Source organism: Flavobacterium sp. HJSW_4 (assembly GCF_042436695.1).
GTDB lineage: Bacteria > Bacteroidota > Bacteroidia > Flavobacteriales > Flavobacteriaceae > Flavobacterium.
Window position 1 is genome coordinate 142133 of record NZ_JBHNPP010000011.1, and the last position, 15844, is coordinate 157976.

Consider the following 15844-nt stretch of genomic DNA (forward strand, 5'->3'; position numbering starts at 1 on the left):
CGCTCTGTGAAAATGCAGAGCGGTTTTTTTATGCTAATTAATTTTTGCTGGATTTGATTCTAATGTTTTAAAATGACTGGGTTTTGTTGTTTGAAATTCATCAATTGAAACGCTGTATGTGTTTGCTGAAGGAGTTTTGGAATAATCGTTAAAGCTATAGCCACCAATTATATAAAGTTTGTCATTGTAAAAATGCATAGAAGAAAACTTTAAACTGAGATCAATTTGGTATTGTTTCAATTGCTTTGTTTTTAAATCATAGGTATAAAGCGTTGCGTTTTCGAAAAAATAAATAACATTATTATGATACGTTATCGCAGGTCTTTCTAATCCCGAAAATAATTCGCCTTCAGTCTCCCATTTTTGTGTAATCAAATTAAAAGTTTCAATTTTAGAAAGTGGCTGGCCGTTATTTCCTCCAATAAGATATATTTTGTCATCAATTAAAATTCCGTTAGTTTCTTTTGCCGTTGGCATATTGTCCAATTCATACCAATAACCCGTAGTAATGTTGTACAAATGCACTTTGTTGGTAAAAGCTTTTTTGCCGCTTTCAGTCATTTTTACAGAACCGCCCATTACAATAATATTGTCTTTATAAGTAAACGAAGCAAAATCTGCAGCTTGATGCGGATTTGTATTGTCGACTTTTATAGTTTGATTGGTAAGATTTAAAACTTCAATCTGATCTTGTAAATATTCGAATTTTCCATTTACAGAAATTCTTTTTCCACCTAAAACATAAATTGAATTATCGTATAGATGTATATTATGATGTGCTCTCTTTGTAAATTTTATAGGAGAAACTTCCCAAGCATCAGTTTTAATGTCGTATGTCGAGAAATCTCCTTTATAAAATAGAAAAGTTGGATTTCGGCTTAATTCATTTTGAAGATCTTTCATAGAAGGATCAGGTTTTTCTGCGGTAACTTTTTTCCAAGCATCGGCTTCAGATGATCCATTTCCGCCTATAACGTAAATTTTATCGTCTTTTAAAAATGATCCAAAAGAGAAGATCGGATATTTTAAAGGTGCTAGTTTATTGAAATCTAGCTTAGATTTTAATTTTAGCTGATGATTGGCGGCAATTGTCAATTCCGATAAATTCTCAACTTCATTAGCTAGAAAAACAGTAAACTTTGCTTTTTTTAAATCTTCTAATTTTATTTTTAAACTTGTAAATCCAATATGGGAGAATTCTAAAACTTCATCATCTTTAAATTGAGAAAGTAGTTTTAAAGAGAATTTCCCGTTTTGATCAGTTATTGTTCCTGCTTTGCTTGACAAGGCAAATACATTGGTGTTTTCTATAGGAAGATTGTCTTTTTTAGAAATTACTACGCCACTTATGTTCTGCGAAACAGAAAAAAAAGGAATTAAGATAAAAAATAAGAGTATTTTTTTTGCCATTTTTAGGTTTTAAAAATTAGATTTTTTTTGGAAAAAAAGTTTTTGATTCGAAAAAACTAATTTTTAAAATTGTCTCAATTTTCGTACCGAAAAACATAATTTGAAATAAAATTAGTTTGCTTTGGCAACAGCAGATCCTTGCGACAAGATTTTAGTTTTGTTTGGTCTTGTCTTTTTAAATTCATCTAAATCGATGCTAACTAATCTTGATGACGGTATTTTAGAATAACTGTTTTCAAAACGCCCGCCCAAGAGATAAAGTTTATTATTGTCATAATACATAGCGGAATACTTTAATTCAATATCTATTTCATATTCTTTAAGTACGGTGCTTTTTAAGTCGTAGGTATACATTTTTCTATCCTCAAAAAAATAAATCATATTATCATGATATGTTACAGCGGGTCTTTCTAATTCTGAAAATGCTTGACCTTCTATTTGCCATTTTCCAGTAGTTAGATCAAAAGTTTCAATGTCGGATAATAATTTGCCATTGTCGCCGCCAATCAGATAAATCTTGTCGTTTATTAAAATCCCTGTAGTTTCTTTTGCAGTTGGCATATCGGGAAGTTCATGCCAATAGCCGCTCGTAATATCGTAAAGATGCACTTTGTTTGTAAAAACCTTTTTGCCATCTTCGGTTGATGATACCGAGCCTCCTAAAGCAATAATGTTGTCTTTGTACGTAAACGATGCAAAATTGGCCGCTTGATGCGGATTTGTAAAATCGATTTTACTGCTAAGACTATCAATATCTACAACCTCTATTTGGTCTTGTAGATACTCCCAAGTGGTTCTAATATTAACATAGATTTTTTTTCCGCCTAAAACATAAATGGAGTTGTTGTAATAATGTATGTTGTGATAGGCTCTTCCTTTTGATTTTAATTTTGAAATTGGTGTTGTCCAAGTATTAGTTTTAATGTCGTAAACAGAGAGATTTCTTTTGTAATGCTGTTTGTCCATAGTATATTGAGACTGGGCAAGATAATCTGTTAAGGTGAAATCGGCTCTTTCAGATCTAAGTTTCTCCAGCCAATCGATTTCAGGAAAAGGATTTCCGCCCATCACATAAATTTTGTCATCTTTTATGAAGGAACCAAATGCAAAAACTGGATATTTTAGTTTTTTTAGTACATTGTATTCTAGTTTTGGTTTTAATTTTAATGTAGAAATAACCACTACTGCGGATAGATTTTCAATGCTCTCTTCTAAATGAATTTTGAAATTTTGCCTAGTTAAATACGTTATAGATACTCTTGAAGTTGTGTATCCAACGTGAGAGAATTCTAAAACTTCTTCATTCTGTAATTTCGTTTTTAAGTTTAAGGCAAACTCTCCGTTTTGATTTGTTTTGGTTCCGACTTTATTCAACGTTGCAAATATATTGACGTCTTTAAGGGGTTCGCCGTTTGAAGACAATACGATACCTTTTATATTTTGGGAAATAGAAAGCAACGGAAGAAACAGGATGATAGCGAAGAGTATTTTTTTTGTCATTTCTTTGGTTTTAGCATTAAAAAACTTTTAAAAATCGATCAATCTGTAAAAATCTGCTTTTCAAAAAGTTGGCTCAATTTCTATGCCGATGTTGTTAATTTGAAGTAAATTAATTGTTAAAAATGCTGATTTTTTTACTTTAAAAAGTTAAATTCGCCTTTTAGGCAATATATTTGTCTTTTTTGAGTTGAAATTAATGTGTAATTAGAAAAAAGTGTAAGAACTTTTAAAAATAGAGTATGGTTTATCGGTTAATAATAGTATTGTTTTTTTTCAGTGTTGGAGCTTTTGCGCAGGATAATTTTATTAAGCACAAAATTTCGCAAGGAGAAAATCTTTCTGTTATTGCTAAGAAATATGGAGTAAAAGTTAAAGATATTGCAGATGCGAATCCGAATGCTCCTAAAATTCTAAAACTAAATTCGACACTTTTAATTCCAAACAAAAATAAAAGTACTGCAAAACCAAAAGCTAAAAATGTTGAAGTTGCAGTAAATAATACTCCTCCTAATACTTCTGGAACTCACGAAGTAGCCTCAAAAGAAACACTTTGGGGAATTTCTAAAAAATACAATGTTTCTGTTGATGATCTAAAGAAAGCAAATCCGCTTTTGGAATCAGAAGGTTTAAAAATAGGACAGCAAATCATTATTCCTTCGAATGATGTGGCTGCAGTAAACGAAAACCAAGCGGAAACTTCTACCGAAATAGTTTCAACCGATGTAGAGCTTGTCAGGGAAGTTAAAACTAAAGAAACAAAATATGGTATTTCTAAGGAATATGGCATTACCGTTGCAGAGCTAGAACGCCAGAATCCTTTGGTTAAACGAAAAATGCCAGTTGGATATCAATTGAAAATTCGTGTTCCAAAAGAAAAAGCAGATGCAATTCAGGCAGCACAAGCTTTGCAAGAATCAAACGTACAAACAGATGCTTCTTCGAATCAAGTAGCTGAAACTGCTCCAGAAATCAAAAAGGATTCTTCTTTTGTTAGAACAATAGGAAATAATTCGGAGTTAATAGATCAACTTATTGCAAATGCTACCGAAAATATCGGAACAAGATACAGATCTGGTGGAACAACTAAAGCAGGTTTTGATTGCTCAGGTTTAATGATTTGTACTTTTAATAACTTTGATATTAAATTGCCAAGAAGTTCTATAGAACAATCGCGTGTCGGAACAAAAGTAAGTGCTGACGAAGCTCAAAAAGGAGATTTAATTTTCTTTAGAACTAATGGCCGACGTCATATTAATCATGTTGGAATGGTTGTAGAAGTGGTTGAAGGCGGAGAAATTAAATTTGTGCATTCATCGACACATGGCGGAGTAATTATTTCTTCTACAAAAGAGCCTTATTATACAAGAGCTTTTTCTCAAGTAAACCGAGTTTTAAATTAAACTTCAAGAAAAGCACTTTTCAATATTTCCAATCGAAAGGGTTTATTCAAAAAATCAGAAACGTATTTGTTTTCTCTAATTTTTTTGATTTCATCAGTATCCAAAGTTGAAGAAAGCACAAAGATTTCAATCCTTTCTTTTACATTTTCAGGAAGTCTATCAAATTCTTCCAAAAATTCAAACCCATTCATAATAGGCATTTGAATATCCAAAAGAATAATCAATGAATTTTGGTTCTGATTTTTTAAGAGCCAATTCATTCCTTCTTTTCCATTGTTAGCGATGCAAACCGGATTAATATCAAGGCCTTTTTTAAGCAACTTTTTAGTGACAAATTGATCTATCAAATTGTCTTCTATGATTATAAATTGAGATCTATACGGCATACGAATTTGGTATTGTTACTATAAATTTACTTCCAACACTACTTTCTGAAACAACAGAGATATCACCTCTAATATTTTCAACAGCTTCTTTTACAATATATAAGCCTAATCCAGAGCCTTTGTTTTTATTTGTTCCAAAATACATGTCAAAAATATTGGGTTTATGATCTTCATGAATTCCGATTCCATTATCTGTAACTTCAATTTTATTTAAGCCATCGCTAAAATAAGTTTTAATCGTAATAAACATTTCTTGTTTGTTGCAATCGGCATATTTTATGGCATTAGAAAGCAAGTTGTTGATAATGATTTTTAAACGAAGACCATCACTTTCAATTTGATCAACCAAAAGTTCCTGCGTGAATTTAATTTTATTTGCATTTTCAATATGCATTAATTGTAAAATAGCTTCATTGCACAATTCTTTTAGACTTACAGGCTCCATGATTATTTCTTTTCTTTTGTTTTTAGAATAATCAATAATGTCGCTAATAAATTGATCTTGCCTGGCAAGGCTTTGATGCATCATTTGAAGATAAGTTCGAACTTGCTGCACATCATCTTCTAATGCGGTTATTTCAATAAGTCCTTTTAATGAGGTAATTGGCGATCTCAAATCGTGTGAAGCACTGTAAACAAATCGATCCAACTCACGATTTACTAAAACTAGATTTTCGTTTTTCACTTCCGTTTCTTTCTTTGAAACCAAAAGCCTTTTAACCATAATAGAATAATACATGCAAACGCTGCAGATTATGATCAGGATAAAAACGATGTTTGTAATTATCAGCAAATCTTTTATTTTTCTAGTTCCTTCTCCTAATGTATTTGAAAAATTACGCTCATTAATAGTCAATCTGTCGCTTATTGTGCTGATTTGTTTTAGAAATTTCTTTTGATCTTCAGCAGTTAGTATATTTCGATCTATTTTAGCATTAATCTGTTGGCCAATAACAAATAAATCGAAAATTAATTTATCACCTTGTCCCCATTCGTGTATCGCTTTAGATAAGAAGCTTACATTTTTGAAGTTTTCAAATAACCAGATAATGTCGTCTAAATCATCTTCTTTATTTCTGCCTACAAGAAATCCCTTTCTAGCAATTTTATTGTCTCCTGCTTTTAAAAGCGTGATTCTTGCAATGCCGTCTCCTTGAGGAACTTTTAATTCTTCTAGATACAATTTCCATTGTGTGCGGTTTTTTGTAAATAAATAAGTGATTAAGTGTCTCGATGCATCTTTTTGTCCTTTTGAATAATGCGACTCTCCGTTTACATATGCTCTATTGGCAGATAAAATTTTAATAGTAAAAAAATTGATGCAGATTAGTAATGCGCATGAAATAAAAACGATTAAAATGAGGATGAAAACATTTGGAAAACGAAAATTTTTTAAAGCTTGCAATTTAGACATAATCTTAAAATTAGTAGGTTGATGAAAAAGTGTCTTTTGCGTGTTGTTTTTGTATATGAATAAATAGTATGGGGAAAATTTAATTCGTATAAACATTAAACACTTGTTAATATATTTCGTGGTTTGTAAATGCTATTGAAATGATTCTCTCAAATATAATAAAATTTATCTTATAGTTTTCGCAAAAATAATCATCTTGGTACAAAAATATTTTTATTTAAAAATATTTTGTTTAACTATTTTTAAATCAATTAGTTGAGTTGTTTTGTGGTGTTGCTTTTTTCAAGTTTTGGAATTGAAAAAGCTAATTTTCAATCAGAATTCAAAATTCAAAAAGAAAATAAAGAGGTATGAAATATAAAAAATAAAGCTTCTTTTTGTTTAAGTTTTGTAATAGGCTTTGTTGAGGTGTTTTTATTAAAATTTAGCGTAAATAATCAATCGTCTAAAGGCATAGATTGATGGAACTTGAGGAAAATAAGCATCTATTCTTTTCTTAAATTCGGTTGCTAATGCTTCAAATTCTTGTTCTTTCAATCTTTCTTGATAAACAGTTAAAGCAGAGCCAGATATGAAGTCGAAAAAGTCGTCTTTTTTAGTAGAAATTAGAGGATAAACTTTCTCATACAAAACCAAATCTTTACCGCCGTTTTCGAACAAGATTTTAGCGTATTCGTCTAATGTTAATACCGGGGAAGGACGTGTCCAGTTTTTAAGATAAGATGCAAAAGGTTCTTCTTGAACCAATTGAAAAAGTATTTTATTAAGAATGTTTTCATTTTGCTGTGGCATTTGAACTGCTAATTGCCCGCCTGCCTTTATACGCGAGATAATTTTTGGAAAAAGTTCGTAATGATTGTCAATCCATTGTAAGGCGGCATTCGAAAAAATTAAATCCCACTTAGTTTCGTCGTTAACCTGCTCTAAAATTGGCTTTTCTTTAAATTCAAGATTTTCTAACGTTGGAGCTTTTGCAAGCATTTCAGCGGAATTATCAATGCCAAGAACAAATGGATGAATAAGTTTTTGGTGCAACTTTTTGGTAAGTTCACCAGTTCCGCATCCGAGATCTATAACTTTCAGATTTGGTTTATCAATAATATGACTTGTAAGATCATCAAAAGGTTTAGAACGTTCTTCTTTAAACTCATTGTATTTTTTAGGATCCCAAGTCATAATATTGTTTTTATTTAAAATTAAGGAAAATTTCTAACGCTTCAAAACTAAGGGTAAAGGTTGTCCCATTTGTTTGAAAGTTCCTGCGATAGTTTGGTCTTTTCCAAGAACACCTTCGTATTCTATTTGCAAATTGGCAACAGTAAATTTAAGCGTCGAATTTTCGAATACCGTTGTGGTTACTGGAATTCCAAATGCTTTTTGGTCAACGCTATCTAGTGTTGCGCTCAAACCGTTTTCAGTTTTTGTAATGTGTAAAACAAGATTAAGCTCGGCACCAGGAACTTTTAAAAGACCTTTCCAATCGCCAGTAATGTCTTGAGCAAATGTGCTTAAAGTAGCTAAAAAGAATAAAAGTAAAAAAGCGAATTTTTTCATGTGTTTTAGAATTATAATGGAAGATTATTTAAAGCTATAAATTTAAATTTCAGTGACCTTGAAAAAATGATTGATCAAATATAAGTAATTGAAAATGTTTTAGTTTACGGGAATACGTAAAATGGGGCTTTATGAAAAAACTGCAAGTAGAGGAGCTTGCAGTTGCATATATATACTAAAATTTATATGATTATTGAACGCTTACCATTAGGTGTATCGTTTAAAGATCTATCCCAAGAAATTCCTGATGCAGGAACTGCTCTTTCGCGTCCCCAAATTCTAATTGACTCAATTTTTTCTGGTGCAGTTTTGCTGAGAGGCACAATATTTTTAAAACATTTTTCGAAAAGATTATTATCTACAATGCTGTCTCCGTGAATTACTGCCTGTACGGCAATATCTCTCACCGCCCCCTCAATGTCAGAACCCGCGAAACCATCTGAAATCTCGATAAGTTTATCTAAAGTTTCTGAAGAAGGCTCATTCAGTAAATTGCGTTTTATATAAAGATTGATAATATCTTTTCTTTCGGTTTCTCCTGGAAGGTCAACAAAGAATAATTCATCGAATCGGCCTCTTCGTAAAAGTTCAGGAGGTAATTTACTAACATCATTGGCTGTAGAAACAACAAAGACTTTTGCCATACTCTCTTGAAGCCAAAATAAAAATTGGCCTACCATTCTTGTTGACGTCCCTCCATCATTAGATCCTGTTGCACCAGAAAGCCCTTTTTCAATTTCGTCAATCCATAAAACACATGGGGCAGCATTGTCAGCAGATGCGAGAGCTTCTTTAAGTCTATTTTCAGATTGTCCAAGATATTGCCCTTGAATAGCGGCCAAATCAAGACGATATAATGGTAAATTCCAATTTGCAGCAATAAATTTAGCAGATAAAGATTTTCCACAACCAGGAACTCCAACTAAAAGGACGCCTCTAGGCGGTCTCATTTTTCTGGCTTTCAGATCAGCAGTCAAAAGTTGTTTCTGATTATCAAGCCAGTGTTGTAAACCGGATAATCCTGCAACAGAAAGAGTCGAAGGATCTATTTTTACTTTTTCTAATCCTGAAATGTCACTAAATAATTTATCTTTTGCATTACTAAGTTCTTTTATATCTTCTTTAGTTAAAGAACCTTTAGCCATTTGCGTTGCTAAAACATTTTCAGCTTCTATTTTGGTCATATTTGCTAAAATAGTTGCAGCCATTTTGTAATCTGTTTCTTCCCATTCTAATGGAATAGAACCTTTATATGGCATAACACATTCCTTTACAACCTCAAGCATTTCATCTTCATTAGGAGCGTCTAATGTAATAGTCATTCCTAAACGCTGTAATTGAGGCCAAATAGTTTTTGTAGTAATTAAACATATACTTCCTCCGCGTTCGATAGCTTGAATGACACAATCATATAAATGTCTTGAAACTAAATTATCGTCTTCAATATCACTTACTTCTGTGAAAACAAAAGTTAAATTTTGTCTTTGTGATATATTTTGGACTGCATAATCAAGCCCTCCTGCTACTGAGCGATCATCATTGACACTCTTTTTTGATTTTATATCGATAGTTCCATGTGATAAATTATGAAAATAAATAGGAATATTGATCTCTTCTGCCAACTGTTGTATAACTTCCAAAACTCTAGCTCTTTCTATACTACGAATTGAAATAAAAGGTATTCTTGCTCTAAACATTCGCAAAAGCGAAGTTTTAAATTCTGTTTTATTTGCCATTTAAAATATTATTTTTCTGTTTGTAGGAGCGATTATAGTATTGTCTTTTAGAAAGGCTTTCGAATTAACTTCTTCTTCAAAACTAGATGTAAGTTGAAAAGAATTTAGCAAGATTACTATTTTTTCACTTTTTCCAGAACTTTTTGTATTATTGGTTTTTAATGAAGTTCTTATTTCAGTTATAAAGCTTTCCAAATCTTCGTTTAGTGTTTTTTGTAAATCTTCAGGTAAACTTTTTAATGAGATAAAGTTTTTTAGAGTTACAAGATTTTGCTTGCCATTTCTTAATGCAATCTCGAAATCGTCTTCTGTCTTTAAACTTTGTAAATCAAAAAATCTCTGAAATTTATCCAACCAGTTTTGTTTTCTTTTTTTATAGATTTCTTCAATTTTATTGTAGAAACGATTTGCAGTTCCAGCGTCAATAATAAAAGTTCCGAGATTAAGCTCTTCTAATACTGAATCATTTCCGTCGCCAAATTTATTGAGGAGATTTATCCATTCAGAATAAGTTACAGGACCTTTCATTATTGATTTTTAATTCTTGGATTAATAAATTGAGTTGGTGGAATAATATCCCAATCTGGAAATTTTCCGTTTTGTAACTCAGCTTCAGTTCTTCCTTGAAAAAGGTTAGGTTTTACTTTTGTTTCTTTTTTTATTTCATTTGCAATATCTTCAGATTCTTCAGAATGATTGCCTAAAATTATTTTTGTCATAATCAGTTGATTTTATTATTAAAGAATACTTCTAGCAGCTTCTTTTGATACGCTCGAAAAATCTTCGGGAGTAATAGATGAAATAAGATGTCTTACTTGTTCAGCTTTATTATCTTCAAAAAGATGTTCTATCCTGTAATCTACAGTTTCCGCAATGCATCCTCTTAATACTTCTTTTCCTTTTTGTTTTCGTTCAGTAACGTTTTCAATAATTTTATTTTTAGCTTTTTTTTGTGTATTAATAGAATTCCAAATAATAACAGCGCCAGCTCCTAATCCTAAAATTCCAAGGAATGCTTGAATAGTAAAAAGCCAAATGCCTAGAAGGCATATTAAAGCTCCAATAACTACGAAAGCGTATGGAAAAGAAAGTTTACCTAATTCTGTTTCTAAAACTTTATCATAAAAAGTTTCTTGTTCTTTTAGCAATTCGTTTTCTTCACTTCCATCTTTGGTAGATATTTTAAAATCGTCAATAGATAATTCAACAGATTGTGGGATTTTATTTCGATATTGAGCTGTAAAAGTGTCGTATGCTTCTAATATCCAAGGCTGGCTTATTGAAACAGCAAGTGCTTGCGTTACTTTTGTGGCACCTGACAATTCAGGATTAAAAGAAGCATTGGTTAGTAATTGTAAAAAATCAACCTGCTCATTAAAAATATGTTTTTCGGCATCCATAACAGCTTGGGCAGCATTTTTGTCTCCATCCATTTGAATGATAAGCTGATTGAATCTTACCTGTTCTTGTAAAGGAAGTTCTTCATCATCAAAATTTGTAACCAATAAAGATAAAATTTCATCTAACTGTACTTTTGCACTTTTTGAAAAATCTGAAGAAGAAGAGATAATACTGTTAAAATGAGCATTTATGATATTATTTGTTTTTGCTTCTTTTAAAGAGTTTTCCAATGAACTCCAATTAGCAGCAAATTTTTCTAATAATGGATATTTCCTTTCGGACAAAGGCCCTATTGCTTCGAAAAAATTAATCCATTGTGATTTTTGTTCATTTATAAATGTATCTCCTTGAGTAAGTTGATCTAGCCAATTTTTAACATTTGTCATCATTAATTGGCGAGCCGCAGGAGGAAAAACACCTGTTGTAACGGCTTCAAGTACAATAATAAACTCGCGGTCAAGATCATGAGGATTCTGATGCATAAAATAACGTTCAAGCCATTTTAAGCTTGAATCATTACGCATTAATCGACGCATAACCATCATAAAAAACAAGGTTGTTTTGTAATCATCTCTTTTTAGGGCTTCATTCAAAGCTTTTTCTGTAACAATTTTATCATTTCGTATCCATGCAGTTAAAGATACCAATGCGGGTGCTAACCAATATCCTGGTGCCTTTATCATTACTTCTTCAGTAGTAAATCTTAGAGTTTCTTCACTTATTACCCCAGTATCTACTCCCTGAAGAATTCCTGTGGCCATTCTTCTAACTTCAGCATAATAACCAAATTTTATTTGTAAATCCTGTTTTAGATTTCCTTGCCTAGTTTCTGCAAGTTGTAAAGCTTTGTGTTTTAAATCTGCTTCTACAAAATCTGCGAAAGAATCTGCAAGTTTTACCAATTCACTTTCTAATTGATCTTGTTTAAAATTCAATGTTCCTAATTCAGAATGAACACCTTTCATATCTGAGCTAATAGACCTTAAAGCACTATTTATTATGGAAAGGTCTGCATAGGAGATTACTTGTTGTGACATAGTATTTAGTTTAATTGTTATTATAATTTTGATGCAGTTCCGTCTTCTCGTATTAGAATGATTTTGTCGTTATAGATTTCTACTATTGCATAAGCATTATGGTTGGCTAATGATCTTGCTTTCTCAAATTGAGGTTCCATTGCTTCTGTAATTTTATAGTGTTTGATAATCTGACTGCCGCTTAAATCAAGCGTATGTACTTCATAAGGATGCCCTAAAAAACATTTTGAAACGATGCCTAACGGGAGACTGGCAATGTCAGCTGTACCAAATTCTTCTTGAACCGCCTTGATAAGTTCAACCATTCCTTTTGTATTTGTTAATGTTTTAGCATCAAGTCCAGCAATTAGATTTAAATACTTTTCCGAACGCTTTTTTAATAAATCCCTATCACTAACAAAACCTTGATTTTGGTATTGTTTATTCATGTTAAGATCTACATTGTCATTTTGTAAAATTATTCTAGCCATCTTATTTCGAATTGAAATTTTATTTTCATCAAATTTAGATACTCTAAAAAGTTGTGTTTTATGGAAAACCGTAATTGGGCTTATTAAATTCTAGGATTTGCATAATTGCAGAATATGCTTTTTTTAAGAATTTATGGAATCTATAATTTGCAGATTAAGATTTCCAAAAAAAGTATATCTTTAGCCTACTTAAACCAATAAAAATGCAAGAAAACGACCAAGAAAATTTTAAAAGAGAACTCGGGCTCTTAGATGGAACCATGCTTGTGGTTGGCTCTATGATCGGATCCGGGATATTTATTGTAAGTGCCGATATTGCCAGACAAGTAGGTTCGGCAGGATGGCTTACATTGATCTGGCTTTTGTCTGGATTTATTACTGTTGTCGCAGCAGTTAGTTACGGCGAGTTGAGTGCGATGTTTCCTAAAGCTGGAGGGCAATATGTTTACTTGAAAGAAGCATATAATAAGCTAATTGCCTTTTTGTACGGCTGGAGTTTCTTTGCAGTTATTCAGACTGGAACTATCGCAGCGGTGGGAGTTGCTTTTTCTAAATTTGCAGCTTATTTGTATGAACCGTTAAGCGACGAAAATATTCTCTACGAATTAGGCGCTTTTAAACTGAATGCTGCTCAATTAGTTTCGATTTTGACCATTATTATACTGACTTTTATCAATAGTCGCGGAGTAAAAAACGGAAAAATTCTGCAAACTGTTTTAACAATAATTAAAATTCTATCGCTTCTTGGATTAGTCATTTTTGGATTAACGCTTGCCGCGAAAGCTTCTGTTTGGGATGCCAACTGGGCAGACGGGTGGAGCACAAAAACATTTGATAAAGAAAGCGGTTCTTGGTTGCCAATTAGCGGAACGGCTTTGATTTCTGGAATTTCAGCTGCAATGGTTGGATCATTATTTTCTAGTGACGCTTGGAATGGTGTGACTTTTATCGCGGGGGAAATCAAAAATCCGAAACGAAATGTTGGACTTAGTCTGTTTCTAGGAACTTTTATTGTAACGTGTCTTTATGTTGTAACAAATCTTATGTATTTGGCTGTAGTTCCGTTTGATGAGATTGCAACAGCAAAGTTTGATCGTGTTGCGGTTGTAGCTTCAGATTATATTTTTGGAAATATAGGAGCCTTAATTATCGCAATTATGATCATGATTTCGACTTTTGCCTGTAACAACGGATTGATTATGGCTGGAGCAAGAGTATATTATACGATGGCAAAAGATGGTTTGTTTTTCAAAAAAGCAGCTGTTTTAAATAGTTCAAGTGTTCCTGCTTGGGCGCTTTGGGCGCAGTGCATTTGGGCTTCGGCTTTATGTTTGACAGGAAAATATGGCGATTTATTAGATTTCGTAATTATCATCGTATTGATTTTTTACATCCTGACTATCTACGGAATTTTTCTTCTAAGAAAAAAGATGCCAGATGCAGAAAGACCTTATAAAGCATTTGGATATCCGTTTTTACCAATGTTATATATTATCGTAGCAACAGCAATTTGCATTTCGTTACTAATTACAAAATTTTCAACTTGCGGGTGGGGAGTATTAATTATGTTAACCGGAATTCCAGTTTACTATTTAACAAAACCAAGCGAATAATATTTTTGTTATAAGCAGAAAAAATTACTTAAATAAAAAAGCATCTTGAAAATCAAGATGCTTTTTTATTTTGATGTTTATTAATATCCAGATAAATCATTAGTAATTCTATCTTCTGTAGGTCTTAGAAAAATAAGATAAATGATGAGAAGGATTCCGAATATTATGAATTCAGGTTTTATGAATAATATTAAAAATGCAGCGCCTTCTAAAACAGCCCATCGCATAATAGAGGCAGCTTGATAAACAGGCAGTTTGTCTTCGAGTTTCAGTTTCGGATCAATCTGTCTTAATTGTGTTTTAAACAATATGCTGCTTAAAACTAAAGCTAGAATCGGAATTGCAAGATATAGTGCTGAAACAGAATCAATAATAGGAATCTGTAATGTTTCTAATGAAATATCGCCCATAATAAAATAAGCGATAACTGTTCCTGCACAAATAGCAAGATGGATAATTTGCAAAGCTTTGATTTTTTCGGTCATGATGCGGTTTAGATTTGAGGTTGAAAATGCAAGTTAAGGCTAATTATCTTTAAATGAATGTTTTATTTTCTAAACGGAATAGTTTGCAAACAAAAAAAGACACTATAATTAGTGTCTTTTAAATGTAAATAATCGTTGAAAACTCTAGTTATATTACAACTGGTTCGTCAACAGATTTTATAGTTGAATTAATAATAGATAAAGTAAGAGGATCAGTTTCTCCAGAGAAGAAAGCGTCTAAAATTTCTTGAAACACAGGATTTGAATTTTCAACCAAAGAAAACAAAGTCATACATGAACGCAATTTTCGAGCATCTAAATCTCCAAAAATTCCATCAGCTGATTTCATTTTAAAAGTTAAAAGCAACTCTGAAATCTCAATTAAATGTTTTCCTAAAATTGGGTGTTCCAAATAATCTGTAGCTTCTTTTAAATCATTAATGGCATAAAGATTTGCAGTATCGCTTTTTCCTAAGCCTTTTATTTGCGGAAAAATGAACCACATCCAATGCGTTTCTTTTTTCCCTTTACTGATTTCAGAAAGAGCGGTAAGATAAAGTTTGTTCTGTGCGTCTAAAAAACGCGCTAAATCATTGTTCGAATAAGCCATTACGGTATTGTATTTTAAAAAAGGTTGCAAAAATAGTAAAAAAGATAGGTTTTGCCTAGTAAAAGGTTCATATAGTGCATGTTTTAACTTTTTAAAGAAGGAATATCTTACGTTGATTTGAGTAAAAATTGCTTCTTTTTAAAGATTCAATGCTATAAAAATCAAAGATTTCGATTGGTTCTTCTAAAGGTAAGATTGATCCTTGGCAAAACATCTCGAGCTGTTTTCGGAACTTGATGTTGCCAAAAACTATTCGTCGTTCCAGCCATCAATAAGAAGGATCCATGATGTAAAGGAATCTCAATTGGCGGAATTTCTTTCCTGAATTTATGTCGAAGTTTAAACATTCTCGTTTCTCCAAAAGTAACCGAAGCAATAATAGGATTTGGTCCTGTATTATCTTCTCTGTCGCTATGCCAGCCCACGCCATCATTTCCGTCGCGATATAAATTGAGCAGAACGGCATTAAAATCAACCTGTGTTTCTCTTTCAACGCGGCCTCTTATTTTTAGTAATTCGTAGGTCCAATCTGGGCCTTTTGGATCTGCGCCTTCGTTATCTTTGTCTTCGTACCAAGCAATCATTCTAGGAACCGTATAAGTTTTATCATAAATCTCCATTTCATGTTCTCTCCATTTGGTCTTGCGAAGTATTCTTTCATAAAAACTATCAGATTCTTCCTTGGTGAAAAAGTTGTCAATCAAAATCAATTCAGAATCTGGAATGTCAAATATTTTTTTCCCTCCCAAACCTGTAGTAAATAATTCGGTATCGCTAAATAGTGTCATAATTCAGATTTTAGTTTTACAGCTCTATTTTATTTGTATT

General features: G+C 32.0%; 16 protein-coding genes. 2 read left to right on the plus strand and 14 right to left on the minus strand.

Annotated features, from left to right (window positions below):
- Positions 1-33: 33 nt before the first annotated feature.
- Together ACE01P_RS12630 and ACE01P_RS12635 are read right to left on the minus strand one after the other, a co-directional pair.
- Entirely contained in the window at positions 34-1410 is a 1377-nt protein-coding gene (locus tag ACE01P_RS12630) for a carboxypeptidase-like regulatory domain-containing protein (protein ID WP_379698226.1), read from the minus strand.
- A gap of 111 nt (positions 1411-1521) precedes the next feature.
- The gene (locus ACE01P_RS12635) at positions 1522-2910 is read right to left on the minus strand and encodes a kelch repeat-containing protein (protein ID WP_379698229.1); all 1389 of its coding nucleotides are present in this window, start codon (positions 2908-2910) and stop codon (positions 1522-1524) included.
- A 239-nt stretch (positions 2911-3149) separates the two neighbouring features.
- Here ACE01P_RS12635 and ACE01P_RS12640 point away from each other — a divergent pair, with 239 nt between their 5' ends.
- Complete coding sequence (locus ACE01P_RS12640) at positions 3150-4310, plus strand: NlpC/P60 family protein (protein ID WP_379698232.1); 1161 nt, start codon at positions 3150-3152, stop codon at positions 4308-4310.
- Here ACE01P_RS12640 and ACE01P_RS12645 read toward each other — a convergent pair.
- The 9 genes from ACE01P_RS12645 to ACE01P_RS12685 all read right to left on the minus strand — a co-directional run bounded on the left by ACE01P_RS12645 (position 4307) and on the right by ACE01P_RS12685 (position 12308).
- Positions 4307-4696: a response regulator gene (locus ACE01P_RS12645; protein WP_379698235.1), complete on the minus strand. Its 390-nt coding sequence runs from the start codon at positions 4694-4696 to the stop codon at positions 4307-4309. The two genes, ACE01P_RS12640 and ACE01P_RS12645, sit on opposite strands and share 4 nt — an antisense overlap.
- Positions 4686-6110, minus strand: coding sequence for a sensor histidine kinase (locus ACE01P_RS12650; protein WP_379698238.1), 1425 nt, complete (start codon positions 6108-6110; stop codon positions 4686-4688). Before ACE01P_RS12650 ends, ACE01P_RS12645 begins: the two co-directional genes overlap by 11 nt.
- A 417-nt stretch (positions 6111-6527) precedes the next feature.
- Entirely contained in the window at positions 6528-7286 is a 759-nt protein-coding gene (locus ACE01P_RS12655; protein WP_379698241.1) for a methyltransferase domain-containing protein, read from the minus strand.
- Between the two features lie 33 nt (positions 7287-7319).
- Positions 7320-7664, minus strand: coding sequence for a hypothetical protein (locus ACE01P_RS12660; RefSeq protein WP_379698244.1), 345 nt, complete (start codon positions 7662-7664; stop codon positions 7320-7322).
- A gap of 182 nt (positions 7665-7846) precedes the next feature.
- A complete protein-coding gene (locus ACE01P_RS12665; protein ID WP_379698246.1) occupies positions 7847-9400 on the minus strand; it encodes an AAA family ATPase in 1554 nt (517 codons plus the stop codon).
- Entirely contained in the window at positions 9401-9928 is a 528-nt protein-coding gene (locus ACE01P_RS12670) for a hypothetical protein (protein WP_379698249.1), read from the minus strand. It abuts the gene before it with no gap.
- Positions 9928-10119, minus strand: coding sequence for a hypothetical protein (locus ACE01P_RS12675; protein WP_379698252.1), 192 nt, complete (start codon positions 10117-10119; stop codon positions 9928-9930). Before ACE01P_RS12675 ends, ACE01P_RS12670 begins: the two co-directional genes overlap by 1 nt.
- 18 nt (positions 10120-10137) lie before the next feature.
- On the minus strand, positions 10138-11838 hold the full coding sequence (locus tag ACE01P_RS12680; protein ID WP_379698255.1) for a hypothetical protein: 1701 nt from the start codon (positions 11836-11838) through the stop codon (positions 10138-10140).
- Positions 11839-11858: 20 nt separating this feature from the next.
- On the minus strand, positions 11859-12308 hold the full coding sequence (locus ACE01P_RS12685) for a hypothetical protein (protein ID WP_379698257.1): 450 nt from the start codon (positions 12306-12308) through the stop codon (positions 11859-11861).
- A 203-nt stretch (positions 12309-12511) separates the two neighbouring features.
- On the opposite strand from ACE01P_RS12685, the gene ACE01P_RS12690 reads away from it, so the two are divergent.
- Entirely contained in the window at positions 12512-13921 is a 1410-nt protein-coding gene (locus tag ACE01P_RS12690) for an APC family permease (RefSeq protein WP_379698260.1), read from the plus strand.
- Positions 13922-14001: 80 nt separating this feature from the next.
- Here ACE01P_RS12690 and ACE01P_RS12695 read toward each other — a convergent pair whose 3' ends face one another.
- The 3 genes from ACE01P_RS12695 to ACE01P_RS12705 form a co-directional block, all read right to left on the minus strand.
- Entirely contained in the window at positions 14002-14406 is a 405-nt protein-coding gene (locus ACE01P_RS12695; RefSeq protein ID WP_379698263.1) for an MFS transporter, read from the minus strand.
- 148 nt (positions 14407-14554) lie between these two features.
- On the minus strand, positions 14555-15016 hold the full coding sequence (locus ACE01P_RS12700; protein WP_379698266.1) for a DUF1810 domain-containing protein: 462 nt from the start codon (positions 15014-15016) through the stop codon (positions 14555-14557).
- A 161-nt stretch (positions 15017-15177) separates the two neighbouring features.
- Entirely contained in the window at positions 15178-15804 is a 627-nt protein-coding gene (locus ACE01P_RS12705; protein WP_379698268.1) for an alpha-ketoglutarate-dependent dioxygenase AlkB family protein, read from the minus strand.
- Positions 15805-15844: the final 40 nt, after the last annotated feature.

Excerpts from the sequence above, each read along its gene's own strand:
- ACE01P_RS12630 (WP_379698226.1), bottom strand. The coding sequence starts at position 1,410 with ATGGCAAAAAAAATACTCTTATTTTTTATCTTAATTCCTTTTTTTTCT.
- ACE01P_RS12635 (WP_379698229.1), bottom strand. The coding sequence starts at position 2,910 with ATGACAAAAAAAATACTCTTCGCTATCATCCTGTTTCTTCCGTTGCTT.
- ACE01P_RS12640 (WP_379698232.1), top strand. The coding sequence starts at position 3,150 with ATGGTTTATCGGTTAATAATAGTATTGTTTTTTTTCAGTGTTGGAGCT.
- ACE01P_RS12645 (WP_379698235.1), bottom strand. The coding sequence starts at position 4,696 with ATGCCGTATAGATCTCAATTTATAATCATAGAAGACAATTTGATAGAT.
- ACE01P_RS12650 (WP_379698238.1), bottom strand. The coding sequence starts at position 6,110 with ATGTCTAAATTGCAAGCTTTAAAAAATTTTCGTTTTCCAAATGTTTTC.
- ACE01P_RS12655 (WP_379698241.1), bottom strand. The coding sequence starts at position 7,286 with ATGACTTGGGATCCTAAAAAATACAATGAGTTTAAAGAAGAACGTTCT.
- ACE01P_RS12660 (WP_379698244.1), bottom strand. The coding sequence starts at position 7,664 with ATGAAAAAATTCGCTTTTTTACTTTTATTCTTTTTAGCTACTTTAAGC.
- ACE01P_RS12665 (WP_379698246.1), bottom strand. The coding sequence starts at position 9,400 with ATGGCAAATAAAACAGAATTTAAAACTTCGCTTTTGCGAATGTTTAGA.
- ACE01P_RS12670 (WP_379698249.1), bottom strand. The coding sequence starts at position 9,928 with ATGAAAGGTCCTGTAACTTATTCTGAATGGATAAATCTCCTCAATAAA.
- ACE01P_RS12675 (WP_379698252.1), bottom strand. The coding sequence starts at position 10,119 with ATGACAAAAATAATTTTAGGCAATCATTCTGAAGAATCTGAAGATATT.
- ACE01P_RS12680 (WP_379698255.1), bottom strand. The coding sequence starts at position 11,838 with ATGTCACAACAAGTAATCTCCTATGCAGACCTTTCCATAATAAATAGT.
- ACE01P_RS12685 (WP_379698257.1), bottom strand. The coding sequence starts at position 12,308 with ATGGCTAGAATAATTTTACAAAATGACAATGTAGATCTTAACATGAAT.
- ACE01P_RS12690 (WP_379698260.1), top strand. The coding sequence starts at position 12,512 with ATGCAAGAAAACGACCAAGAAAATTTTAAAAGAGAACTCGGGCTCTTA.
- ACE01P_RS12695 (WP_379698263.1), bottom strand. The coding sequence starts at position 14,406 with ATGACCGAAAAAATCAAAGCTTTGCAAATTATCCATCTTGCTATTTGT.
- ACE01P_RS12700 (WP_379698266.1), bottom strand. The coding sequence starts at position 15,016 with ATGGCTTATTCGAACAATGATTTAGCGCGTTTTTTAGACGCACAGAAC.
- ACE01P_RS12705 (WP_379698268.1), bottom strand. The coding sequence starts at position 15,804 with ATGACACTATTTAGCGATACCGAATTATTTACTACAGGTTTGGGAGGG.